Annotated in this window: 17 protein-coding genes; 6 read left to right on the top strand and 11 right to left on the bottom strand. The window is 62.5% G+C overall.

Annotated elements, in window-relative coordinates; genetic code table 11:
- Positions 1-70: 70 nt before the first annotated feature.
- The 3 genes from PLL20_09080 to PLL20_09070 all read left to right on the top strand — a co-directional run bounded on the left by PLL20_09080 (position 71) and on the right by PLL20_09070 (position 4,442).
- A complete protein-coding gene (locus PLL20_09080) occupies positions 71-739 on the top strand; it encodes a hypothetical protein (protein HPD30134.1) in 669 nt (222 codons plus the stop codon).
- A gap of 465 nt (positions 740-1,204) precedes the next feature.
- Positions 1,205-3,577: a hypothetical protein gene (locus tag PLL20_09075; protein ID HPD30133.1), complete on the top strand. Its 2,373-nt coding sequence runs from the start codon at positions 1,205-1,207 to the stop codon at positions 3,575-3,577.
- A 310-nt stretch (positions 3,578-3,887) separates the two neighbouring features.
- Positions 3,888-4,442: a hypothetical protein gene (locus PLL20_09070; protein HPD30132.1), complete on the top strand. Its 555-nt coding sequence runs from the start codon at positions 3,888-3,890 to the stop codon at positions 4,440-4,442.
- 168 nt (positions 4,443-4,610) lie between these two features.
- Here the strand turns inward: PLL20_09070 and PLL20_09065 are convergent, their stop codons facing one another.
- From PLL20_09065 to PLL20_09015, 11 genes are all read right to left on the bottom strand, one after another.
- Entirely contained in the window at positions 4,611-7,952 is a 3,342-nt protein-coding gene (locus PLL20_09065) for a HEAT repeat domain-containing protein (protein ID HPD30131.1), read from the bottom strand.
- Positions 7,949-9,358, bottom strand: coding sequence for a multiheme c-type cytochrome (locus PLL20_09060; protein HPD30130.1), 1,410 nt, complete (start codon positions 9,356-9,358; stop codon positions 7,949-7,951). Before PLL20_09060 ends, PLL20_09065 begins: the two co-directional genes overlap by 4 nt.
- A gap of 14 nt (positions 9,359-9,372) precedes the next feature.
- Positions 9,373-10,164 carry a DUF4159 domain-containing protein gene (locus PLL20_09055; GenBank protein HPD30129.1) on the bottom strand — a complete coding sequence of 264 codons (792 nt, stop codon included), beginning with the start codon at positions 10,162-10,164 and terminating at the stop codon, positions 9,373-9,375.
- 43 nt (positions 10,165-10,207) lie between these two features.
- Positions 10,208-13,003 (bottom strand): hypothetical protein, encoded by a 2,796-nt coding sequence (locus PLL20_09050; protein HPD30128.1) that lies wholly within the window; start codon positions 13,001-13,003, stop codon positions 10,208-10,210.
- Positions 13,000-15,321 (bottom strand): vWA domain-containing protein, encoded by a 2,322-nt coding sequence (locus PLL20_09045; protein HPD30127.1) that lies wholly within the window; start codon positions 15,319-15,321, stop codon positions 13,000-13,002. Before PLL20_09045 ends, PLL20_09050 begins: the two co-directional genes overlap by 4 nt.
- Before the next feature lie 27 nt (positions 15,322-15,348).
- Complete coding sequence (locus tag PLL20_09040) at positions 15,349-17,448, bottom strand: BatA and WFA domain-containing protein (GenBank protein ID HPD30126.1); 2,100 nt, start codon at positions 17,446-17,448, stop codon at positions 15,349-15,351.
- Between the two features lie 261 nt (positions 17,449-17,709).
- Positions 17,710-18,630, bottom strand: coding sequence for a DUF58 domain-containing protein (locus tag PLL20_09035; protein HPD30125.1), 921 nt, complete (start codon positions 18,628-18,630; stop codon positions 17,710-17,712).
- Between the two features lie 21 nt (positions 18,631-18,651).
- Positions 18,652-19,659, bottom strand: a complete 1,008-nt coding sequence (locus PLL20_09030; GenBank protein HPD30124.1) for a MoxR family ATPase — start codon at positions 19,657-19,659, stop codon at positions 18,652-18,654.
- Positions 19,660-20,574: 915 nt separating this feature from the next.
- Complete coding sequence (locus PLL20_09025) at positions 20,575-20,754, bottom strand: hypothetical protein (protein ID HPD30123.1); 180 nt, start codon at positions 20,752-20,754, stop codon at positions 20,575-20,577.
- 546 nt (positions 20,755-21,300) lie between these two features.
- Positions 21,301-22,335, bottom strand: coding sequence for a carbon-nitrogen hydrolase family protein (locus PLL20_09020; GenBank protein ID HPD30122.1), 1,035 nt, complete (start codon positions 22,333-22,335; stop codon positions 21,301-21,303).
- A 136-nt stretch (positions 22,336-22,471) separates the two neighbouring features.
- Positions 22,472-24,292, bottom strand: a complete 1,821-nt coding sequence (locus PLL20_09015; GenBank protein HPD30121.1) for a homoserine O-acetyltransferase — start codon at positions 24,290-24,292, stop codon at positions 22,472-22,474.
- 86 nt (positions 24,293-24,378) lie between these two features.
- On the opposite strand from PLL20_09015, the gene PLL20_09010 reads away from it, so the two are divergent.
- The 3 genes from PLL20_09010 to PLL20_09000 all read left to right on the top strand — a co-directional run.
- Positions 24,379-24,600 carry a hypothetical protein gene (locus PLL20_09010; GenBank protein ID HPD30120.1) on the top strand — a complete coding sequence of 74 codons (222 nt, stop codon included), beginning with the start codon at positions 24,379-24,381 and terminating at the stop codon, positions 24,598-24,600.
- Complete coding sequence (locus tag PLL20_09005) at positions 24,578-24,982, top strand: hypothetical protein (GenBank protein HPD30119.1); 405 nt, start codon at positions 24,578-24,580, stop codon at positions 24,980-24,982. Before PLL20_09010 ends, PLL20_09005 begins: the two co-directional genes overlap by 23 nt.
- A 28-nt stretch (positions 24,983-25,010) precedes the next feature.
- The coding region (locus PLL20_09000) for a hypothetical protein (protein ID HPD30118.1) at positions 25,011-25,331 on the top strand (321 nt) is incomplete at its 3' end.

Raw genomic sequence — 25,331 nt, 5'->3', positions numbered from 1 at the left:
CGAGGAATCACGAAAGTCGCAGATCGGCTGCGGCGGGCCCGAAGGATCGGAAACACGAAAGAAGTTCAGAATGCGATGGTGTCGCGGGACAGCAGGGGTCTTGATTTGTCTGATCAACGTGGGCTGCGCCATTCCGATTCCGTATCTGTTTCCGCATGTCAGCAGGACGCCCATGATCGCCTCTCCTGTGCTTGCGGATGACGTCAAGGCCTTTCGAGTGGAGTATACGTACCATCAACACGGGTGTGTCACGTTGGAACGGCAACCGGCCGACCGGGTGGAGATGCTGCAAGCCCAAGGCTCTCCGCCCGCTGTCCCGTCGCAATCACGATTGAGTCTGGCAGTGGGCATCTATCTCTTCAACCCTGCTCTCCCGCACAATTTCGGCTCCGATGGTTGTGTTGACGTGCGCCTTTATCGCAGGAGCTTCGAGACAATCTCGGTGCACGGACACTCGACCAACGAGGGCCTCCGTTCGGCTCGCTGGACGCCGGTCTCCGATTACCAGGCCCGCGAAATCGCCATTGATATGGTGTTCGTTCTCGCCCCGGGCAGATTGTTACCGGTCGATTCATGTCCGCCGGATCTCGTTCGGCTGAAATGTTCCACTGAGGCTGCCCGATTCGCCGCCGACGAATACGATGCCGTGGCAAACGAGCCCGGAATCGCCGCAAAGGACAGGGAGCGGATCACAAGAAAGGCGGAGTACCTGCGCGGCCTCGCCACCAAGGGCTGTTGACCAAGGGGATGCCGGCGTCCTCATAACCGCGATTTCCCTGTTTCGTGCTCAACTGATGTGGTGGTTATCTTTCGCGGTTTTCACGCCGTTGTTGGAATCCTCAGCGAAAGCCCGTGGCCACTCGAACCCCCGGCCGCAAGGACTCGCATGTCACATCACGCCAAGGTCCGGAAATTTCGCAAGCGTTGAATGGGGCGAATACCTAAGGATTCGCGCGTGCGAACCGATAGTGAGAACAGTGATGCCGCCAGGACGCGGCAGGTCCGATAGTGCGAGGGGTTTCGGGGCGGTGGGTTGCCGGAAAAACACTGAGACGCCTCGATCGGCACAAAGTCCGCTTTCTGCAACCCCTTGAATTGTATACTTCTTTCAGGCGAAACGGCATGCGGCGACGCCTTTCGCGGTGAGGGTCCGCCGATATTCCCGACAAAGCGGGGGAGCCTTTTCCCCGGCGAAACCGGAGTGATGAGTACGAGGACAGACAGCACCGATCGTGAGGATAGCCGGTCTGCCGCCGTGGCGGTCGACTCTGCGCTGCCGGAGAACGGTCCGGAGAAGGCCCGGCCTGCGGTCAGTGATGAGGAGTCGGAAAACGCACCCGCCTCCCCGGCCGAAGAAGTTGCTGCCGTCCAGCCCTCAACCGGCACGCCGGCGCAGCCCGATTCTCATAACACACCCGAAGCCTCCAACCACGAGGAGCGGCCCCCGCACGTCGACGACGAACCCGTAGGACTGGCGGCCGTCGAAGCCGAGCTGGTGGCCGAGGTCGTGGAGGAGGTGTGCGAGGAGATCGCCGAGCCGTCGGACACCGGTTGGCAGGGGGAGTTGCCCGACCTCCTGATGCGCATTGTGGACGCGCGAATCAGCGTATGGCAGAAGCTGTTGGAGATGGATGCCCGCCGGGCCGAGATGGAGAAGCTGGCCAGAGCTCGCGAGATTCGCGATGAGCTCTCGCGACAGAACAGAGAGATCAAGAACAACCCGAACGCTGAAGTTTTGCAGAGGGCCCTGGAGCGCCAGCAGCAGTTGCTGCGGAATCCCGTGATCAAGAGCCAGGTTCCTCCGCCGGACCCGAAAGCCAAGACGCCCGACGTCGACCAGAATCAGTTATACCGCAATGCCATCCAGATGGGCCTCGGCCAGATCGCTTTACTTCTTCATCGCAGGAAGCTCGATGACTCGGTGCCGACGGCCGCCGTTACTGCCATCGCGGACGAACCGCTTGTATTGCTGTGCCGCAACCACGGCCTCAACGCCGACCCGCTCATGGGTTGGACCTACTACGCCCTGGGTGTTCAGAAACGGATTGATGAGTTTGTCGCGGCAGAGAAAGAACATCGGGCAAAGCTGGCTGAGGCGAGGGCCGAAGACAAGGAGAACAACAGGGGCTTGGGCGGTCTGTTCCGAGGAGGCAGCAAAGAGAACCAGGTTGGTGAGCTGAGTCCGACCGTTCGGGCCGGGCTGCAGGCGGCGAGCCGCGAGATGCAGGCCATTGAGCCGCAATTGACCGAGATGTTCTGGCGCTTGTATGAGGACCTCGCCTGGTTGCTGGTTCAGGGCGGTCTCGACGAGAAAGAGATGGTGGTTGCCCGATCGTTCCTGCGATACGGTCTGATTTCGGTCCATCCCGGCCTGCTCCAGCCGGAAAAAGTCGACTTCATCATCAAGGATTGCCAGGAGGACGTGTATGAGTGGCAGAACCGTCCCCAGTCAACGCATTTGGTTTACGCGGACGAATACATTGAGGCAGTGGCCTCGAAGAATCTGACGGTCAGCCCCGATGAGAATCTCGAGCTCAACGAACGAGGCAGCGACTCGTGGAAGGCGGACCGCGTCTGGCGGCAGGCGGTAATCTGCCGGGTGCGCAGCGATCTGTTCAACGCTCGACTGGCTGAACTGAAGGCGCTGATTGAACGGAAGCAGGCCGAGATCGAGAAGAAACTCGAAGAGGCCAAGGTGCTCCGCGAGACGCCGAAAAAAGTCCAGCAGGCCAAGGAGCTTGAGAAACAGGTCATGATGATCAAGCCAGCGATCGCCCGGTTGCGGCATGCTACCGAGCACATGGAAGCCAGGATCATCCCCAAGGTGCAAGACCAGGCCGACGAGGCAACCGAGCGACTGGGTGAGGCGGCCAAAGTGTTCACTGAAGAGATGCTGGTTCGGCGCGAGGCGCGTTTCATTCGCTATATGGCCCGGTTGGTCGGACGTCTCAAGGAGCCCTTTGCCCAGTTTGTGTTGCGAGACCATTTCAAGCCGAACGGACCTGACCACAACAGCCGTCGCGTTGTCTTGGAAGCCATCAAGAAGCTGGAAAGCGAAGACCGCCGTCTCTTCCATCACGTGCTGATGCCGAACAAGCGGCTTGATCGACAAATCACCGTCCGCATGAGTCCGACCTTCCTGCTTCCGCCGGGACGAGGGCAGATGGGTCTGGCGGTCTCGCCGCGGAAATGGGATGACAACGGCCGCATTGTTCTTCCGTTGCTTGCGGCCAAGGCCGGTGATCTGGAGAAGTTGCTGGTTAACGTCATGGCGGACTTCCGGTGGGATTGTTCAAAGGAGGACGCGGGCATGGACTGGATCGTGGCCGATGCTCTGTGTGCCGCCTACGCTGCCGCCCGCTGGAACGTCCGCAAGCTGCCGGAAAAGGCCCAGAAGATGATGGGCTTCGACTTCAAGCTTAAAGAGCGGGGTAATTTCCGCATCCACTATGCCCTCTACGTCAACAGCGCCCATCAGGGCGGCCGCCTGTTGTTCAGCCGGAGCGACGAGGTTTACAAGGTGATGGTCAAGTACATCGGTCTGCCGCCCGGCGTTCAAATGCTCAAACGCGATTGAGTCTGCGATCCGGAGCCCGGTGTACGGCCGACATCTTGCCCGTTCCCCGAGAGTCCTGTGACATCCTCAAGGTGCGCCGGCAACCCGTCTTGGCCTGCAGGTCTTCCTGGTCGCGCAGGCTCGCTGGGCATCGACCTCAAAGAGGCGGATCGCTCTCAGGACGATCTTGCCTTGCCGAAGTCCGGTGCATATCCTGTCGGATAGTCGCTATGAGGGATTTCCCATCGACTGACCCGGTTGGGTCGGACGCCGGCCTGATCAGAAGGTGGTGGCTTCGTTTCTCGTCTCTTATTGAGGGAGGCACTCAATCATGCGAAGGTCGGTTTTGATGATTGTCGGATTGGCCGGTCTGGCCTTGCTTTCAGAGGGGTGCATGAGGGCAGCCAGCGAGGGTATGGAAGCTGTGCGAGGCGGTCAGGGTGCTTATTTCGAGGAGAATTTGCTCTCGGCAACGCCGAAGGATCATCTCGCCTTGTCAGGTTATCAGAGAATCGAGTTGGGCGAGTTCACGAACCAGAGTGGTCAAGCCATGCCGCCGGAATTCCCGACGCTGCTGGCCGCGAAGTTCAACGAGCGCCTTGCCAAATCGGACCTGCCCAAGGAAACCTCGGGCAAGACGCTGCTCTTCAAGGTGACACTGATCTACTACGAGAAGGCCGACCTCAAGGACAGCGTCTTTGGACCCCTGGAGGAGGCTGTGGCGAGGGCCGAACTCGTGGACAAGGATACCGGCAAGGTCTTGGCGAGCGGGGCCGTGGTGGGGCGCTCCAGCCAGAGCGTGGGTCTTGGTCCGGCATTTAAGGCTGACGGTATGGCCAAGGCCCTGATCAAGTGGGCATCGGACTACTATCCGAAGCCCAAGTAGCAGACGGTCATTGTTCCTTCGTTCTTGCCGGGCGCCGGCGATGCTTGAGCACACGCCGGGACAATCAGGCGACGTCCGCACCCCTTCGCGACGCAACGGCGGGCGATGGGTCTGCTTGCGGAGCCTCCGGAACGCGACGAGCGGGCGACTCGATTGCCATGAACTTCCTCATCTCAACTGATCCATGCCCACCTCGGTGCGGATCTTCTTGCGCAGGGCAAACACCTTTTCGCCGTCCATGCTGCGAACGGTCCAATAGAACTCACGCATCGCCGACGTCTCGCCCGCAAGATCCTTGTAGATTTCCTCCAGAATCGGCGTGTGCTCGTCGTCGTTGAGAGCGGCGATCGCACGGTATACCTGCCGGCGCCACGTCGAATCCTGGCGAGCATTCTCTCGCCAGTGCTCGACCAGCGGTTCCAGCCCTTCCGGTTGCTTGAGCAGTGCCAGCAGGTATCCCGCATGGGCTCGGGTTGTTGCGTCGCCCGACCGGAGCAACGGACGAACGTTATCAACCGTCAGCCCTTGAGGCGCCTGCGGCGAGATCGGTTGACCTCCCGAAGAGGCAAAGTCCAGAAAGGCGGCTTCTGCCTCCGAGAATATGTGAAGGGACAATACGCCCCTGAGCTTATCGAGTTGCGTCTTCCCTCGGGCAAGGTACAGCAAGGCCGTACCGCGGACATGGTCGTCGGGACTGGCCAGTGCGGTCGCTGCCGTCTCAACCGCCTGTGCCTCGGATTGCCCCAGCAACATGATCTGCAACGCATCCGCGCGCAACGGGCTGTTCGATTCGGGGGCCTCGTAGAGCCTGCGGGCGGCGGTCACCGCGTCGGACTTCGAACCCGTGAGCAGCAGCGACAGGGCGACAAGTTGCCGCACTTCCGGGCCTTTCTCCGTCATCGGCGTTGCTTCCGTCACCAACCGCCGGCGTCTTTCGGCGTTGACGTCGGACCATTCGTACTCGGGCCCGAGGTATAGCCGCAGAAGACTGGCTTGCGCCGTGTCGGCCCAGCCAAGGGCGAAGTCCTTCTGACCGAGCAGTTCCCAAAGCGGCGCCGCTGCCTGCGGATCGGGCAGGATGGCAAGACCGTTGATGACGTCGACCATGAGTTGAGTCTCAGCGGCCAGACCCAGCAGCTCGCGGAACAGGGATACGCGCTCGCCGAGCGGCAGCCACCCGAGCGCCTGCGCCGCCTGGCTGACCGCGGCGTTCTGTGAGCGGACTACGTCGCGCAGAACAGCCAGGGCCGTCTCGTCGCGTCCGAGCGCAATCAGGCCGATACAGGCGGTCAATCGGTGCTCCCACTGCGAGCTGGACAGTAACCCTTCCAGCGGTGCAACGGCCTGATCCATCCACTTGGGTCGATCGATGCCCGATCTGAAATTCGCCAGCCAATCGGCATCCGCTACCGGCTGACTCTGCGAGGGCGCGCTTGCCGGGGATGAGGAGGCGACGCGCACAACAACACGCCTGGGTGACAGCCCCAGTAACCGAGCGATCAGAGACGAACCAGTTCCTGCGATTTCTTCCGTCCGATACTCATATGACGTGAACGGCGTTTCGCTTGGGCGACAGGACGTGAGGACCAGAATCAACCCCTTGGCGGCCGCGAACCGAACCTCTTCTTCCGGATCGCCAAGAGCCGTCAACAATTCCTTCTCGGACTGTCTCGGGAGCACTCTGCAAAAATGCTCGATGGCGGCGGCGCGGATGCTCGCGTGTTTCGCGCTGAGCAGCTTCCGCAGGTACGTGCCGGTCTGTTCCGCGTCCCCGCCTCGACGGGTGAGCATCTCGATCAGGGAGCCGGCCATCTCCGGATGATCCAGCGCGGCTTGGACCAGCGGTTCCGTCACCAGGCTCACATCCGCGTGATCAAGGCTGGTCATCGCCCGGCTGGTGACAAAGCCGTCGGGATCCTTCAGTAGAGCAAGCAGTGTGACATAAGCATCAGCCCGCGATTGCCGGGGCAGATTACCTGATTCGATGAGGACCTCGCCGATTGCCTCGGCGACCTCGGCCCGGACCTGCCAGGCGTCGTGACCGGTCATCCGGCTCAGCGCTTCGAGGGCATCCTTTCCGCCGGCCGCGCGCAAGGCACGGACGGCATGAACCAGGAGGTCGGCATCCTGCTCAGCGGCCGCATACTCGGCAAGCCTGGGGATCAGCTTTGGCGAAGGCTGCTCGGTGAGCTGCTTGAGCACGGCGGCCCGGACATTGGGCTCCGGGTCGCCAAGCAGGCTCATCAGGGCCTCGTTAGCTTCCTCGCCGCCCACCTTGCGCAACGTTCGAAGGCTGATTTCCCGAACCAGCGGGTCCGGGTTGCTGAACAGCTCGCGAAGCAAAGCTGAAGCATCCGCCTGAGCCCGAGAGGCGAGTTCTTCCGCGGCTTGCTGCCGCGTCGGAGCGTCGGTCGAAGCCAGTCGGTCAAAACCACCCGGCCACTCCAGAGCCAATCTCGTCGGGGCGGCCAGCCGATATCGCAAGGCGGTGAGCCGTTCGCGATCGCGATCCGTGGCGGCCTGCTGCAGTTCCCCAGCGACAACCGGCAGCAACGACGGGCCCAACCGCGCCAGCCGTTCTCGGACGATCTCGGCCTCGGCGTCGCGATCGGCCTGGACGAGCCGGATCAGCTCGCGCCGGGCGTTTTCCAGAACGTCATCCGGCAGTTGCGCCGGCATAGACGCCGGCGCGTCACTCATCCGCCGAGCCCATGCTCGCAAGGCTTCGAGACGCTGCAGCGTGATTGTCTCGGGCCGCCAGGGATCAAGATCCCGGATTGGCGCCCTCCATCCGTCGAGCAACTCCAGCGCCGCCAGTCGTTCAGACAACGCGCCTTCGGCGAACAGTGTGACGACGGCGGGCGCGGCAAGCTTCGGCTCGGCCGCGAGCCTTTGTATGGCGGCTTCCTTCACCAACGCCTCGCGACCGCGCAACTGATCGATCAACTCGTGCAGCGTCTTCGCGTCGAGCGGTCCGTCCTTTCTCAGGCCGGGGGGCGTCACGGCTGTGGCTACCGGCAATTGCCCGCTCAGCCACTGCGCCAGGTCGGCAGAGGCCATGTACCCATCATGTGAGGCGACCACCCGGCCGGCGACGTTCAACACGCGCAAGGCCGGAACGGCGTTGATTCCCAGCGACCGCGCGTCGCGCGGTGAGTCATCGACGTCAAGGTAAACCCGCACGTACGACGACAGCGATTCCTGTACCGATGAGTCCTTGAGCTCATCGTTGAGTTTGCGGCACCATCCACACCATGTTGCTCCCACACGGACGACGATCGGACGATTCGATCGTCTCGCCTCAGCATAGCCCTCGTTCAGATTCGTCAGCCAGCCCGCGCTGCCGCCATGGAGCGTACCGCCGGTGGTATTCGCCTTTTCCGCAGAAGGGGTCTCTTCACTGGTCGTTCTCTCGGCTGTTGCCGAAAGCACCGGAGCGGACCGCAGGAAGAACACGAGACCAACTGCTATGGCCTGCCCAATCACCGCAAAGCGGCTCGGATGCTTCATGGCTGTGTCTCCGTGCCTGACGGCCGCGGACCGAGTCGGTCCGGCTGGGTGCCTTTGGTTTCCCCGTGTTTGATCTTTTCCCAGTAGCGTTCATACCCGAACGCAGGGCTGTTCTCCTGGTCGTGACAACGGGTGCACTGATCCTTCGCATCAAAGGGCGTCCTGCGTTCCGGCTCCTCGACGTGAACTTGCGACGGGCCATGACAGGCCTCGCAGCCGACGCCCAGTCGGTCGGGACTCTTGGCGACGGTGACAAACCCGCCGGGCAGTCCATAGCCGGTCGTGTGACACTGCTGGCAATAGGGATCGACGTGCCGTTCCATTGCCTTGAGGTCCTCCCATGCCTTGGCGTGTCGCGACGCATCCCACAGTTCGTTGTCTCTTTCGTGGCATTCACGGCAGGTTGCGCTGCCGGCAACGCGGTAACCGGGGGGTACATCCGGCGGAGCCGACGGCACCAGGTCTGTCTGGTGGGGCTCGAAGGACCTGCGGTTCAGCTCTTCGAGGTATCGTCTCAGGTTGGCCAACTGGCCGCGATCGTCGGGCCAGTCCCCCGTCAGCTCCACGACTTGCCCCGTCGGTGGTCCGGCGTTACCCGCGGCCGCGAATTCCAGTTGCACGAGGAACTTGCCCTTGTTGGTTGCCGCCGCCAGGACGGTTGGACCGACCGCCCTTGGCGCAATCGGCTGCCCAGTCGGGCCGCCGATCACCGCGTCAACCTCGGGCAGCTCCGTGGCCAGGCGTTGCAGTTCATCCTCCGGCAGGTATGCCATCACCACGACTCCGTCATGCCGTCCCTCCAGTTGTTGCAGCGATGCCAGCACCGCCGCCTTCGGGTCTTCGATGCGCACGTCACCGGCGGCGTATCTCGGAGAAATCACGCCGATAACGGCCAGCCTTCGGCCCGCGGTCTCGATGATCGTCCACCCATCGAACACCGGCCGCCCCACAGAATCCCGCAGATTCGCTGAGATCAAACGAGCACCCGTCTTGCGGGACGCTTCTTGAAGGTTGGCCAGCCCCAGGGCAACTTCCGGCCCGCCGATATTGTGGGCGGCGAGCCCCATCAGCCGTTCACCCTCAAGAATGGCCTCGAACTTGAGCCGCTGATATGGAGATGTGCCGCCGGGAGCTCCTCCGGCATCGAGGAGAATAACATCCGCTTCTTCTCTTTGTTTCTCGACATACGTCCCTCGCCGCAGCAGGCCGCCCGATTGATGCGTGGTGCAGCCGCAGGGGATGATCCAACCGGCCGTGTCGCCGCTGACCACAACCACGACACGCCTCTCGTTGGCCGGAGGGCTCTTTTCCTCGCGGCAGGACCACAAACAAGACGCCAGCACCACGGCGCAGACCCCGATGACCAGGCATCCCGATCGAAGCGGCTTGTCCGCAAGAAGGAGCATACTCCTTGATCCGCTCAGTGGGTTAACGCATATGCCAGAACGTTCACGTTGACGTCGACGGCGTTGGTGATCTCGTTTCCCCCGCAGCAACAGCAGCCCTGTGTGTGTTCGGTGTCGTTCAGGCCGTCCTGCGAGTACAGAATCGCCAGCCTTCCGCCGACGTGAATTCCTTCCAGGGGCCGCGGCTTGCCGTGCTTCGCGTTGAGGCTCTTGATGTCCGCGACCATATGAAAAACGGGGTGTTCCATATCGATGATCTGCAGCGGCGTGTCCGGGAACACTTTCGCCATCTCGTTTCGGAATGACCGATCCCACTCTCTCGACGAGCAGCCCGCCGAAGCCAGGAGGAAGCCGCCGCGGTTGACGAACTTGCGGAGATTCTCGCGCTCAGCGTCCGGGAGGACAAAATCGCCCTCGCCGGTCATGATGACCAGCGGAAAGCTGAACAACTCGCCCGACGCAAGTTTGACCGCATGAAACCGCCGGCTGGTCGAGATCGCCGACGACTTTTCCGCCTGAACGAGAAAGTGATCGGAAAAGCACTTGCTGCTCTTGGTTCCGGCGTACACCAGGTTGGCGACCTGCACGATGCTCTCGGCTTCGCCGCCGACCTGCTTGGGATCGGGAACCACTCGCGGTTGCTGCCCGTCCGCCGGCTGCGACGCCGGCCGCGACGCAGTCGCCCCGCCAGACGCGGCAGAGAGATATTGGGCGAATCCTGCCAGAGCTGCCAGACAGACTGCTGCTATCAGGAACCCCTGCGGCAACAACCCCTTGCCCAGCGAGAACACCGATCTGCGAGTCATGTTGCCACCTCGTCACTAAACCCTGAACCCTGAACCCTGAACCCTATTTGCCTGTCTCATCGGCCACGCGCTGGAAATACGATCCCACGCGACTGCGATAAGTGACCGGTACAATGGCACTAGCCGCCCCAGCCGCCTGAAGCTTGCCGCCAGGGTCGACGGCCCACGGATTGTGCTCGTCGGCGCCGGAGCCGGTCTGTCGGGAGGGAAGGGCGGCCATCCGATCCTTGCCCTGCCCGCCGGCGGTCGTCTGGCTCATGATCGGCAACTGGCCGTAGAGTCCGACATTTTGCAGCGAATTGCGGCTGGCGCTGTAGCCGCTTGCTCCGGCCGGACCCACGCCTGATGAACCCATGCTCATGCCCATGCTTTCCAGCAGTTGCTCGATGCTGTTGCCCAGGCCGGAGGCCAACGTCGGCGAGAACTTGAGGCAACTCTTTCCGCCATTACCCATACTGTTGCACCGACTGATGAACTGGTCGAGAATATCCGCGGCTTCTTGCGCACCCGCGTGGCCGCGAGTGCCCGAGAATGCCGCCAATCCTTCTTCAGCCTCGGCCATCGCCTCGGCCGCCCCGCTTGCCCGCACGTCCTTGGCGAACTTCGACGCCATTTCGCGGAACTCGTCCAGGCGCTCGTCTTCAGGCAACTGGGCGACGTGGTCCTCGATATCATCCAGTAGTTCACGGAGGTCTTCCCGCAGTCGCTGCTGCTCAGCTTCCAAATCCCGCATCCGGGCCTTCAATTCGGGGTCGTCCTCGTTGTCGCGGCCTTTGAGCGAAGCCAGACGCTCGGCCAGGTCACGCTGTCGAGCATAGAGGTTGAGGTACCGGGCCTCATCCTCCAGCAGTGGAAAGATCTTAGCCAGATGCTCGATTGGTTCCGTGGCCCGTTCCTCGAAGTCTTGTTTCCTTCCGCCGAGACACTCGCTCAGTTCCTTCAGCTTGTCCAAAGGACCCTTAACGCTGGGGAACCCCCCCTTGCCGTCCTGTGTCTCTTTTTTCCTGAGTTGTTCGAGTTCCCGGGCGGCCTCATCCAATGACTTGGCGAGTTTCATCAATTCGGGGGTCAGGTACTTGTCGAGATCGTAGGGCAGCTTGTGTCCGGCCGCCTCCCGGATCTCGTCGGCCTCATCCCCCATACGCTTGGTCAATTCCTCCAGCCTGCGCTGCATCTCCCGACTCAGTTCGCTGTCCGGCGGTTCCTTCTCCAGTTCCTTTTTCAGCTTGTCGATCTCGTCCGTAATCGCCTCCATCCGTCGCTGGGCTTCCTGGTACTTGGACTGCATCATCTCCAGGCCTTCGCGCATGAGCATCATCTTCTCATAGTCCGCCTGCGAGATGATTCGCACGACCGAAATGGCGCTTTCGGATCCTTTGACGCCGGCCGGGTCGGTGTCCTCGACACGGGCATAGAGCTTGATTTCGTCTCCGGGTTCGAGCTTGCATTGCGAGAGCGCCAATTCCGTCGTTTCGCCGCGACGCGTCGGAGCCGGGGGCGGCACCTCGATGTCCTGTGGAAGGGCGCGCGACTCGTTGAGATTGCGGAACAATTGCAGCCGCGAAATGCCATAATCGTCCTCCGCCGCCATGACGACCGGCAATACGGCGTCAGGAGTCGCCAGCGATATGGCCTGCGGTTCCAACAGCCTCACAAAGGGCCTTTGGTCGCTCAGCACGGTGATCGCCGCGGTCAGCCTGTCCCGAGAAGCCTGGCCTTCAATGTCCGTCACGCCCATGCTCACTTTGCCGGGTCGGCGGATCTCAAATGAGCCTGTGGCTTCGTTGCCGCCCGGCACCGTCGGTTGAAGCGTCACTTGGCCGGGCTCCTGCTGCGTTTCAAGCTGCACATCCCCGCCGCTCAGCGGCCGATTGCTCTTGAGCCAGACCTCCACACGTGTTCCGGGCAAGCCCGCCAGTCCGCCCTGCGGAAGCGGTCCCTCATACGGCTTGAGATGCGTGTAAGCCGGCGGCGTCACGCGAAACCTCGCCTGATCGAGCCGCGGCACGGTAATGACGCCGATACTGTATCGCTTACTGCGGGCGCGGTGAGCACGAATGAAGTATTGGGCGGCGTCCGTAACGTGCGCAATGCTCGTTCGCCAACTCCCGTCATTCTCGGGGAACATGGGCAGGGTTTCCTCGGAAGTGCCGCCGTTCGTGGACAACACCAGTTCGAGGCGATCGACGATCGGTCCGCGGGTCCGGGCGTGGATCTCCAGCGGGTCACCGTAGACGACGGTTGCCGAACCCGGATCGACACTGAAGGTGACGCGTGAGTAGGGGGGATGATCGTCAAAGGGGTCAAAAAACCTCGCCCATTGTGTGCCGACCAGCCCCGGAAGCGCAAGTCCCAGCGCGCCGGTTGCCAGTAAGGCGCCGCCCAGCACTCCGAACGCCCGATTCACCGGACGGGCCGGTACCACGCTGGTCGTCGAAACGCGTCCCGCAAGCCGCGCCGCCCGATCGACCGCCATCTCGGCCAGCCCTCGCGCAAGGCCCTTCCGCGGGCGCGAGTCCAAGAGCAGATCGACGCCCGACAGGATCTGCCCGCCGGTCCTCGCGACGGCGTCCATCTTCCGTGCCAGATCGCCCGGCCGGCTTCGACGAACCACGGACCATGCGGCCCACGCCGCCCAGCCCAGTCCGAACGCCATCGCGACGCAGGTGGACGTCAACCGCAGGGAGGGCGGCAGCTCAAGCACCAGATCGACCCACATGCTGATCGCCAGGAAGACCAGCCATACCAGCAGCGCCCACCCGACTCCGGCCGAGAGGCCGACAAGCAGCGTCCGCTTGCGAACCCTCCGAAGACAATCGGTCAGAAACGTGCTTGTCATACCAGGCCTCCCGATCGGCGAAGGCCCCAGGCTGCGCCCCAGACCAACATGATGGCTGTAAACACCCACCAACGATCCCAGGCGGTCGTGCGGGTGATGCGGGCGGGCCGGCTGCGCGCCAGGTAGGTCTGGAAGCCGTGATGAATCTCGGAGGCGGCGTCTGATTCGATCACCGCCCCGCCGCTGTCACTGGCGATCCGAGCCATCAGGTCCGGCCGGGCCTGCAGATCCAGCCGCTCCTCGGCGAAGTTCCTGACGTCAAAAGCGATCCGGCCGCTTTGGTCATCTTGATCTTTCTTCTGCCCCTGGATCCTCGCCTCGTACCGCCCTTCGGGTAGCCGGCCGAAATCCACCCGGAAGACACCCGGATTGTCGCCCGTGGCGATCGGTGCAAAAGTCTCCGATCGATTGAGCGCGGTACTGCTCAACTCCACCGACGGAATTCGACCGCGAGCCGCTTCTTCGCGCATCAGCAGCGTGGCACTCGCCCGCTCGGTCGCGCTGAAGGTGATCTTGTCGGCCTGCAGGGTGCAATCTTGCCCGGGCCGCAGATGCTCGTTGGAGACCAGCCATCTGAGCAGGCTCTGCCACAGCGCGGCGTAGATCTCGTCGTGCACCTGATGCTCCGGCGGCAAAAACGCCCATCGCCACATGCCCGCGCCCTCGACAACGACCACCCGCCCCATCCCGTAGGCTTGGTAGGTCAGCACGGGGGCCGGCTCACTTCCGCCTTCGGCTGCGCCGGCGGCCAGAACCACGGCCATCGGCTTTGGCTTCTCCGGTCGGGCGACCGTTGCCAGCGTCGGCAATTGCGGCAGAGACTCGCCTTCGGTCAAGTTGCCCACCGTCGGCAGCCAGCGCAGGTCGCGACCCTGTTCGGTAAGCTGCATCCGGAAACGTGTTTCCCGCGTCGGCGACCAGCGAACCGGGAGTAACCGCTCGAGTCGCTCGTCGACTTGGGCCACCGGCGCCCCACGGTAGCAGACCAGCGAGCCTCCCTCGCGGGAGATCCAGTTGCGGAGGTTAGCAATCGCTGCTCCATCGAGGAAGCGCTCGGTATCGCGGCCGAGGACGATGATCTGGTAGACCTTGATCTTTTCCGGATCGGCAAGCGTGTCGGCCGCACGGGTCAGGATCGTCCAGCTTTCCGGCCTTCCGCCGGCCGGCTGCGTCGCGTTGCCGCCGGTGACCGCCGCAGGGGTCTCGGTGGCGTTGCCCGCCGCGGGTTGCGACGCCGCCCGGCTCAGCATGCGACGCAGCAGGCGGCCGTCGGTCAGCCGCACGATGCTCTCGATTGCGATCGCCGGGTCTGCAGCGAGCGTTCGCATCAGAAACTTGCCGTCCCAGTATGGTTTTCCTTCAAGAAGCAGGACGCGGATCGGCTCATCGACCACCTGGAGAACGCAGGAGGCGACGTTGTTGACCTGCACAACTTCACCCGGCAAAGGTTCGACCTTTACTTCGTAACGGTAGAGACCTCGCTTCTGCTTGCTGACGAAGAAACGGACGTCGGTAGGGCCGTCGGGCATCAGCCGCGTTTCCCGTTGGTCGATTGTTTTCTCGTCGTGCAGCAAGGAGACCTTGGCCATTGCTCCGGGCAGGCCGACATGCTTGACCACCGCCCGGATCGGCACCTTCTGACCGATATAGGCGAGTTGCTGCGGCGAATACACTTCCACGCGGAGATCGTACACGCTGGCTTGGCCGCCGATGGTCTTCGTGTAAACAGGCGCGGACATCGCCTTGGCGAACTGTGCCGCGGTCCGGACGCCGTCGACGCCTCCCGGCGCATTGTGTATGCCGTCGCTGAGCAGGAGCATCGCCTGCCCTTGGGGCCGGTCCTGCTCAAGACTGCCGGTGATCGCGGAGGCCAGATCGGTCATTCCCCCGCCGGGGCTGCGGCCGCTCAGTTCTTCCGGCTCGGCGGGGGCGGCCAGAGAGTCAAACGTCCGCACGCGCACATCGAAGAAACGTCGAAGATCGCGCGCCGCTTCCTGGGCAGTCACTCGTGCGACATCATAGCGAGTCCGGCTCTCATTCGCGTCGGTGGTTGCCATGCTGGCGGATGTGTCAACGAGTACCGTCAGCAACGGTTTGCCCGCCGGAGGCTCGATCTTGTTGGTCCAGGTCGGATTCAGCAGGATCAGCAGGGTGAGCAGCAGCCCGGTCGACATCAGAGTGATGACCACGGCCCACCGGCCTTGTTTGATCGAGGCGGGTCGACGCGACGCATAAATGACCATTAGCGCAGTTGCCAGGACGGCAAGCGTCAACCACAAGGTGGGGGTGATCAGCGGCTCAAATGTCAGCTCAGCCATGTGAAGCCCGGCAATGTGCCCGACACCTCAAGTTCGGAACACTCGCAGCACACCCAACTCAACACACAAACACGCCACGCACGCCACTGCGAACCACAACCAGATATCATCCTGCTTGTCCTGCTCGGCTGCGGCGCTGCGGTAATGGACCGTTCTGCCGCCCGCAAGCCGGTCTTTGAACACAGAGCCACTCAGGCTTGTCAGGTCGGATTCCTGCGCGGCGATGCCGGTGGCGACGGCAAAAACGGTCTTGTCGTCGCGTTGGACCTGATAGACGCCCGGGTACCCGGCCGCCGGCCATCGCCAGACGACCCACGTACCTTCGGTGGCCAGCTCGCCGAAATCGCCCGCACCCTCCGGGCCGAGGATCTGGAGTCCCGCGGCCGTGCCGCTGTCGGGCGGCAGGTACATGGCCAGCGGCTCACCGCAAGGAACGGCGTTCACGGCCCGATCCTGGCCCAGCATGCGGCTGACCAACTCGCCAATAAGCGGCACGAAAGCCGGCGATCGTGGGAGATTCGACTCGCTCAGGTCCGCATTCAGGACGGTCAGGTGGCCCGCTCCACACGCGGTGGTCACCAGGCACGCCGTCCGATCGCTGTAGGTCGCCAGCAGATCCTCAGCCAGCGCTGACTCCGTGCGGCGCGATGCCAGCCCTCCCGCGAAACGCAACGGACCGATCGCAGCGGCTACCTGATCGCCGAACACACTGAAGGGTGCGTCTTTCTCCCGGACCTCGGTCAGAAAGAGGTTCTTCCGGACCTGCCCGGGCCCCGGTGGAACAAACTCGACCGGCATTTGCAGATCCGAACCGGCGGCGTCCACGATCCGCTTGAGGTTGCTCGCGTCCACCGGTTCTGCCGCCACATACAGAACCGCTCGACCCCGCCGCATCATCGCCGCCAGTAGGCCTGCCGTTTCCACCGATAGCGGCCCCGGATGATCCAAGGCGATCAGTTCTGCCGACGCCAGAGTCTCCCGGCTCAGTTGATCCGGTGGTATCCGCACAATCCTTTCCACCTCTTGCCCAAGCTTGGGTTCCAGCGGAGCCAGTCCCCGTTCGAGGTAGTAACTTGATGATGGGCGATCATCCGGCCTCTGCCGGCTGACAAGTGCGTAAGTTGGTCGCGGACGCACGTCGAGTACAAAGTCACGACGGTCGTCCGCGGGCAATGCGTCATCAATACCCCGCAGCACCGCACGGCCTGTCTGCCAGCCTGAGCCGCGAAGCGTTACCGGGCCGGATAGCGTCGTCGAGATGCCCGGCGGGCAAAGCCCTTCCAGTCGGTAGGTGGCCTCACCGATCTGCAGGTCCACGGTCACCCGCCGGGGTGAAGTGGAGTAGTTGCCGATTTCCACCTCCATTCGGGCTTCGCGGTTGCGTTCGGGTCGTCCTTGTACACCGGCCCGGAGTATGGCCAGGTTGGGCGGCGCCTCGGCCGGGCCGGTGGCCTCCAATTCGATCACCGTGTCGCTCGGCAGCGGCGAGAAGTCGACGCTTGCCCAGTTCGACCGCTGAAAATCGCTGACGATGATCAGTTCGCGCCGCGTGCCGCTGTCGCCGCCGGCCGTGCTCAGCATCTCAGCCGCGACCGCAACCGCCGCCTGGACGTTCAACCGTTCCGGTAACACCTTGGCTTGCGACAATTCATCCTTCAACGCGGCGACATTGGCCGAGCATTGCTCGAAGATCGGGCGTGCTTTCGTCCCGGCCAGGATCAGGTTGGCGCGCAGCCCTGCTCGGTCGATCAGGTACTCAGCAGCCGTCGACCGGGCCCGCTCGAACACACTGATACCCCGCGCCGAAGCGGCCATGCTCTGGCTGACGTCCAGAATGACGACCCGTACCGCGCTGACCGAATCGTCCTTGCCGATCAGCGGCTTCTCGCCGATCAACGGCCGGGCGAACGCCCACGCCAGCAGGCCCACGGCCAGGGTTCGCAGCGCCAGGATCAGGAAGTTGCGCAGCCGGTGGAATGTCCGTTGCTGGTGGATCACCTCCTGCACAAATCGTATCGTCGAAAGCGGCAATCGAACCGGTCGCGGACGCGTGAGATAGTGGATCAAGACCGGCAGGCCAAGGGCCACCGCTCCCAGAGAAAACATCCATGGATGCAGGAAGCTCATTGCCCGGCGGCCTCCCTGGGCGTGCGATGAGGGTTCAGGGTTCGGGGTTCAGAGGAGAAAGGATGAAGTATGAAGGATGAGGGATGAAGGGTGAGGGATGAGGGATGAAGGACAGACGAACCAGAGCCAATCGGGGCCTGTGGCGGTCGGTTCATGCGGATCTGGCGCTCACACAATCGGCTGCGTGGCGTTACCTTAGACTCCGGCGTGTCTCTGATTGGATTCCTTGTTTTCATCCTTCAGCCTTCCGTCTTCATCCTTCTACCCCGCTCTCTCCACCAGGAACCCCGCCAACGTCTGCAGATACGGAATCGCCGTCGACACCCGCCGATAGTCGCAGCCCCCGGCCAGCGCAGAGGTTCGAATACCGGCCGTGTGGGCCGCGAATCGCTGCTCATACATGACCCGAATATCCGCCGGCGAGCAGTCGATATGCCCTTCCTTCTCCAGACCGTCGAAGCGGTATGCCAGCCCCTGCGGCAGCCGCTCCTCGTCCGGGTGGATCACGTGAAGGAGAATCACTTCCCAGTACTGATGCCGGAACAGCCTCAACGATGAGAAGACCGCCTCCAGGTCCTGATCGAGGAAATCGCTCATCAGCATCAGCACCCCGCGTCGAGGCGAGCGTTCGAAGAGCTCTCGCAGTCCGTCGGCCATCCGGGTTACCGGCTCGGTGACGATCCTCTCGATTCGCTCTTGGATCTGCGCAATGTGTCCCCGAGTGCTGCCCGGCGGGATCATCTCTGCCAGCCTGTTCGTCAAGAGGGCCAGCCCGACCTGGTCCTGCTGCCTGCTGATGACGTGACTGAGCGCCGTGGCCAGGTACTGAACGTACTCCAGTTTCGATCCTTGTGTTCCGCCGCGGCCACGTGATCCGAACAGCATCGATCCGCTGGCATCGATGGCCAGCGTGCATAACAGGTTCGTCTCGTCTTGGTACAGCCGCAGGTAGGCGCGCCCGGTCCGAGCCAGAACCTTCCAGTCCAGGCGGCGAAGGTCCTCGCCTTCGACGTATTCGCGGAAATCGACGAACTCGCCCGCTCCGCCATGCGACCGAGACTGGTGCCGCCCGCTGTAGACACCCTCGATCCGGTGCCGTGTGGTGAACCGCATGTGCTCAAGCGAGGCCAGGGCTCGCAGGTCGAGATATCGGCTTCGTGACTCGGTTGGCGGCGCGCTCATGGCGGGCTCCCGTCCAGACCGTCAGTGAGCAACGGTTTCCAGCAGGTGGTGAATGATTCTTTCCGAGTTGACGCCGTCGCCGACCGCCCGATGGTTCGGAATAATTCGGTGTCGCAGGATCGGCAGGGCCAGTGCTCGGATGTCCTCGATGATCGGTGCCGTACGCCCTTCCAGCAGCGCACGGGCCTTGGCCGCCCACATCAGATTCTGAGGGCCTCGCGGACCGGCGCCCCAGGCGATGTAATCCTTCGCGTATGAATCCGCCCGAGGGTCTGCAGGCCGGCTCGCGCCGCACAGCCGAACCGCATAGCGGACGACGCTCTTGGGAGCAGGTACTGACAGCACCAGATCGCGAAGCTCCAGAAACTCAGCTCGGTCAAACGCCGCCTCCGGCAGAGGCGGCGTTCCGCCGGTGGTTTTCTCAACGATTTCCTCCTCCTGCTCGGGAGTCGGATAATCGATGTGGATCTCCATCATGAAGCGATCGAGTTGGGCTTCCGGTAGCGGGTAGGTGCCTTCCTGCTCGATGGGGTTCTGCGTGGCCACCACCAGGAACGGCTCGGCCAGCTCGTGCGTTTCTCCCCCGACGGTAACGTGTTTCTCCGCCATCGCTTCCAGCAAAGCCGATTGGGTTTTCGGGGCGGCCCGGTTAATCTCGTCGGCCAGCAGCAGATTGGCGAAGACCGGCCCTGGGCGGAAGGTCATCCTTGGCTGGCCGGTTTGCTCGTCGCGGCTGAGCAGCTCATAGCCCGTGATGTCCGAGGGCATCAGGTCGGGCGTGAACTGCACCCTCTTGAACTTCCACCGGAAGGCCGACGCTAAGGCCTTGACCATCAAGGTCTTAGCAAGTCCCGGTACGCCGACCAGCAGAGCGTGCGAGCCGGTCAGGACGCAGGTTAACAGCAGGTCGATGGTCACGTCCTGACCTACGACCACCTGGTGCAGGCTCTCTCGGATCGCCTGAACCCGCTCAGTGAACGATTCGACCTTCTCCCGCGCCAGATGCACATCGGTGCTTTCTGAAATCATTGTCCGTCCCCTGCTGAATGGATTCTGTTCGAGCGCGGGGCCGAACCCGGTCCCCGCCCCGTTTTGTGAGGTCAAACCCGAGCGCCGCTTCTGCCCGTCCCCCGTCAAAGTGGGTCGAGGAAACCGCTAGTCGCCGGGGGCAGTTCTCCGCCTCATGCCGGACAAAAAGCATACAGCGCCGGAGGCAACTGCTTCCAGTCGAGGAGCCACTCCCGGCCAAGTCGCTTCCCGCCGCGCCAAGGCCCCATGAATAGAGACCCCCTTACAATGCAATTCTTACAATGCCGTCCCGAACCGGCGTTGTTGTTTCAAGGCAGAGGCTTCCAGATGCTCTCAGGGACGTTAAACCAGGTTGTCTTGCTGCTACTACACATATATACGCGCAAACACCCCAAAAGTTCCGGGGAAGACCAGTCAAAAAGCACGAAATCTGGGGAAGCGGTCCTGTTTTCGCGACCCCGCTCTGCCCAACGGGCTGGTGTCCATTCGCACTGCAACCCGCAGCCACGGTTCTCTGCGGACGAAGCCGGTCGTTGTTTCTGGAATGGCGACTGGTGGTCGAGGCAGCACCCATCGCCGCTGAGTCCCCACCTTCGGCCCGTCAACGGGTCTTCCGGACGCCAGCCGTGCCCATGTGAGGCCTCAGGTGTTGCAGATCCGGGCCGGTTTTGAACATGATCAGCTTTGGCAGCCTGGCCATGAGCTTGCTTGGGGCGTCCTTGCTCAGGGGGGTTGGGGCCGTGAAGGTCAAGTTTGCCGGATTCGCTGGTTCCCGAATTCCCATCCGGGACCCTGCAGTTGACGATTCCCATCGTCAATCATCTGGGAATGTGGAAAGGATTCCATGAAAACCACGGCCCAGAAGTGATTCTGGACCGAGCGATCTGACGGTCTTGGCCGCGAAGGCTGGAGCGGTCAATCGAAGAGGTCCTTGATGTCGTCGAAGAGGTCTTCAAGATCATCATCATCGTCGTCGACATCGAACCGGATCCCATCCTCGTCTCCGCGGAGGGTGAAGTTGCAGTCGGATCCGAGCGAGGCGGCCCCGACCAGGGCGACCATCCCGATGAGTAACCATTCCTTCAACTTGGACATATCGTTCTCCCTTCTGGCTTCTCAACCGCCGACGGCCGTGGGTGCAGGCACCTTCCGGGAACGCAGTATCGGCAATGCCCGATCGGATCACCCCTGGGCCGGCCCCTCCTTGCCACCGACTCCTGCCCTTGCGGGCTTCCGCGCCGCTATTGCCTTTATTATCGTAGCCAAGCGTGCCGAAAATTGAGCCAAACCCCTGGGTCCGGCGGTCCCCCGTATCGAGTGAACACTGGCGGGCAAGCCGCCGGTGGCACCGGGCGTACAGGTTGGGCCGACGCCCTCGTCGGCCCTTGGTTGAACGAGGGATGAAGTGCCGACGGGGGCGCTCGTGCTGCGCAGCGGGTCGCCGCTTCGCAGAGCAACGTCGGCACCACTTGCCGGGTGCAAAGACTTGGTAGTTCACGGCGCAATCCGGGTCGGTCGAAATGCTCGACCCCGACAGAAAACCGGCGACGACGGCGAAGTCGGCTTGGTCGACGTCGATGTCCTTGATGCAGTTGTCGATGATCAACCAGGGATTGGAACACTCGGCTCCAGGAAATCTGCCTATCGCTGTGATGGATCAAACGGCTTGCCGAAGGCGTCATTGCGGTGCCAGATGTCCTCCTGTTCCAGGGACAGAAGTTGCCGGTACCGGTGCGGGCGACGGTAGGCGCCGCCCCAGATCGATTCAGAGCGTGCTTTGCGCAGTTGGGCAAGGTCGAACGAGGCCAGGTGGAGCCCTTCTTGTTCATCGGCAATGACCCGGCACTTGCCCGACGAGTCATAGGCGACGGAGTGACCGTTGTTGTTGGGTTTCGGGTAGTTCGCCATGGCCACGTCCAGCACGTTCTCCCATGCGCGTATCTTGAACTGATCCAGCCTGAGTTCCTCAAGCTCGCATGCGTTGGGCACCAGGATCAGCTCGGCCCCCTTCAACATAAGGATGCGGGCACTCTCCGGTTGCTCGCGGTCGAAGCAGATCATTGCTCCCACTTTGACCGAACCGACCCGCGTGTCCATCTCGGCCACATAGAAGTCCGTTCCCGGCGTCGTCGAAGCTTCCATGGGGGCAAAATCACAGGTGTGAACCTTGGCATAGGTGAACATCTCCTTGCCGTGGCGATCGAACAGGGTGACCGCGTTCCGCGGGGCACCGTCCCATGCCTGCAGGTACGTGACCGCGATGGCCATGCGAAGTTCTCTGGCCAACCTTGAGAAATGCTGTACCCAAGGGCTGCCCGTGCCCACGGCCATGGCCTGGAACGCTTCGCGGGCACCGGGCTGCTTCTGGTCGAACCCGCAGTATCCGACGCTCCACATCTCCGGCATCAGTGCGATGTCAGCACCTCGGGCTGCCGCGTCACGGCAAAAGCGGTCCGCCTTGGTGAGATTGGCTTCCCGATCGCTGCCTGCCGGGGCCATCTGCAGAAGAGCCACGACGAGTTCAGAAGGCTGCGAGGCGGGTCGGCTCGTTGCCGCCGGCTGCTCGGCGACCACGGCGGAAGCTGTCCACACGAACGCGAGGGAGATCCAAACGATGGTCCATCCGGTGGCACAGATCACCTGATGTGTCACGCACTGTCTTGGCATGCTGAACATACTCACGGGTGCTTCCTCCAGACTGAGGCCAATCATGATAACCGCAGCCCGCGAGGTTTGCCTGTGGCGGAGTACACCCATGGGTGCGGGGTCGCGCCTCTGGACAAGCTGCGGGGGCATCAGATCGAGCCGAGGCTCAGTCGCGCTTGCTGATCACGAAAATCGCCTCGGCCGCCCGGACGCTGGGGAGGAAGCGGACCGGGTCGCGACGGCCCTCGGCCAGCGGGATCATGCGCAGCACCTGGATGTGGTTGTCGCGGCAGTAGGCCTGAAAATCGCGAATGGTCAGGTAGTGCCGGTTCGGGGTATTGTACCACTGGAAAGGCAGGTTCTGCGTGACGGGCGTGCGGCCGGTCAGAAGCATCTGAAGGATCGGCCGCCACTGAACGAAATTGGGGAAACTCACGATGCATCGCCGCCCGATCCGGAGGATTTCCCGCAGCACCAGTTCCGGCCGGTTCAACGTTTGCAAGGTCTGCGACAATACCACGTAATCGTAGGACTTGGTCGCAAACCCGGAGAGCTCCGTCTCAACGTCGAGGTCCACGACCGGGATGCCCCCCTCGACGCATTCACAGATGTTGTCCTGCTCAACCTCGATGCCCAGCCCGCGGATGTTCTTGTGCCGCATCAGGCGACTGAGCAGAGCGCCTGATCCGCAGCCTACGTCCAACACCCGGCTGCCCGGTTCGATCATCTCTTCAATGCGATCGTAGTCGATTCGGTGGTGCGCCCAGGCCGTCTCGACCACCGGCCGCTGGCGATACGGCTCGACGTCGCCTCTGTCAGCAATGATGGGCCGTCCTGACAAATCCGCCAGGAAACCGCTGATCAATCGGCCCAGAACTTCCGTCTCCAGCAGGAACGCATCGTGCCCGTAGGGCGAGTTGATCTCCGAGTACGACACATCCTTGTCGTTGGCCAGCAGGGCGTCGACGATCTGCCGCGATTGCCGAGGGGTGAATAACCAGTCGCTCGAGTAGCTGATGACCAGAAACCGGGCCTTCACGTCCTTGAGAGCGTCTTTCAGCGACTCGTGGCCCGCCTGAAGGTCGTAGTAGTCGATCGCCTTGGTGATGTACAGGTAGCTGTTGGCGTCGAATCGCTCGACGAATGCCTGTCCTTGGTGGTCGAGATACGTTTCGACGGCGAAATCGTTGCTTTCCAGGTCGTAGCTGTAGTTGGCACGATGACGCAACTCGCGGCCGAACTTGGCGTGCATGCCCTGCTCGGACAAATAGGTGATGTGCCCGACCATGCGGGCGATCGCCAGGCCGTTGTCCGGACCGGGGCCGCTATGGTACTGGCCGTCGGCAAAGTGGGGGTCAGCGAGAATCGCTTGCCGGCCAACGGCGTCAAACGCGATCGCCTGGGCGCTGAGCCGGGCGGTGGTCGCCGCCGGAACAACGCCGGCGACGGCGTCCGGGTACCGCACGGCCCATTCCAGCACCTGCATCCCGCCCATCGACCCCCCGATGACCGCCAGCAGCTTCTTGATTTCCAGGTAATCGATCAGCTTCTTCTGGACTTTGACCATGTCCTCGATGGTGATCACCGGAAAGTCCATACCCCAGGGTTTGCCGGTCTTCGGATTGATGCTCGACGGGCCGGTCGTCCCCCGGCACCCGCCCAAAACGTTCGAGCAGATCACAAAATACTTGTTCGTGTCGATGCCCTTGCCCGGACCGATCATGATGTCCCACCAGCCGGGCTTGCGGTCGTTGGGACTATGGTACCCGGCCACGTGAGCATCGCCCGAGAGAGCGTGACAGATCAGAACCGCGTTGCTCCGCGACTCGTTGAGCCGGCCGTAGGTCTCGTAGGCCACGTCGATCGGCCCCAGGGTCCGCCCGCACTCCAAGTGCAGGACGTCAGGGGGCTCAAAGAGCCTCACCGTCTGCGTCCGGACAATGCCGACGGAGCCGGCAAGCTTGTCGGGCGAGGTGTCAGCGTTCATGCTATCGAAGCATTATAGACACGGTCTCCGGCTGGCGCAACCAGGCCGTGCGTGGTTGACTCGTCGGGCCCACCGGGATAAGCTGAATGATGACAATGAGCCTGATAGACCAGTATCGTCTGGATCGAACCAAGTTCTCCGTCGGGTCACTTGATGAGCCCAGCGACGAAAAGGCGTTCTGGCTAAACCAGACGCCGGCTGAGCGCCTCCGGGCCCTTGAGTACCTTCGCCAGGTTGCCTATGGCTACGACCCCGCTGCCACGCGACTTCAAAGAGTTCTTGAGGTTGCTCAACGAGAAGAAGGTTGAGTACCTTGTGGTCGGTGGCTACGCCGTCGCTTTCCACGGTTATCCGAGACCAACGGGCGATCTTGATATCTGGATCGCGGTTCACCCGAAAAACATCGACGGAGTTGTGGAGGTTCTCCGCGAGTTTGGCTTCGGAGGAGATGATACGTCCAAAGACGTATTTACGAAGCCGGGCGTGATTATACGGATGGGCGTGCCGCCGGTTCGAATCGAACTCCAGACCCGCATCTCGGGGGTCTCCTTCGAGGAATGCTATCAGCATCGGATTGTCGGTGACTTCGACGGCGAGCCAGTCAACCTCATCGATCTTGATCATCTGAAACAAAACAAACGCGCCGCCGGTCGCAACAAGGATCTTGCCGACTTGGAGAACCTGCCGTAGTTCCCGGCTTGCTCTCGGGTCGGAGTCCATGAGCATCGCCGACGACCGAGAATACCAGATAACGCAGAACAAACTGGCCGGGGTACGTGAGGCGATCGCCCGGATCGAGAAAGCTCCCCTGACCGGCTCTCCGGTCGCCCGCTCTGCCTCGTTACGGTCGCTCCGTGTCTATGAAAACCAGCTTGTCGAGGAACACGCTCGGCCCGGAATCCTTTCCGGGCCTCTTCTCTCCGCGGAATCCTTTCCGCATTCGGTGAAAATGAGGATGGGAATCCTCAACGCCCAAGGCCCCAGAATGGATTCTGGGGCCAGCAGCAATGGATTCTGGGGCCAGCAGCAATGGATTCTG

It is taken from the genome of Phycisphaerae bacterium, assembly GCA_035384605.1.
Lineage (GTDB): Bacteria > Planctomycetota > Phycisphaerae > UBA1845 > PWPN01 > JAUCQB01.
This window is presented reverse-complemented; position numbering and strand designations above follow the sequence as displayed.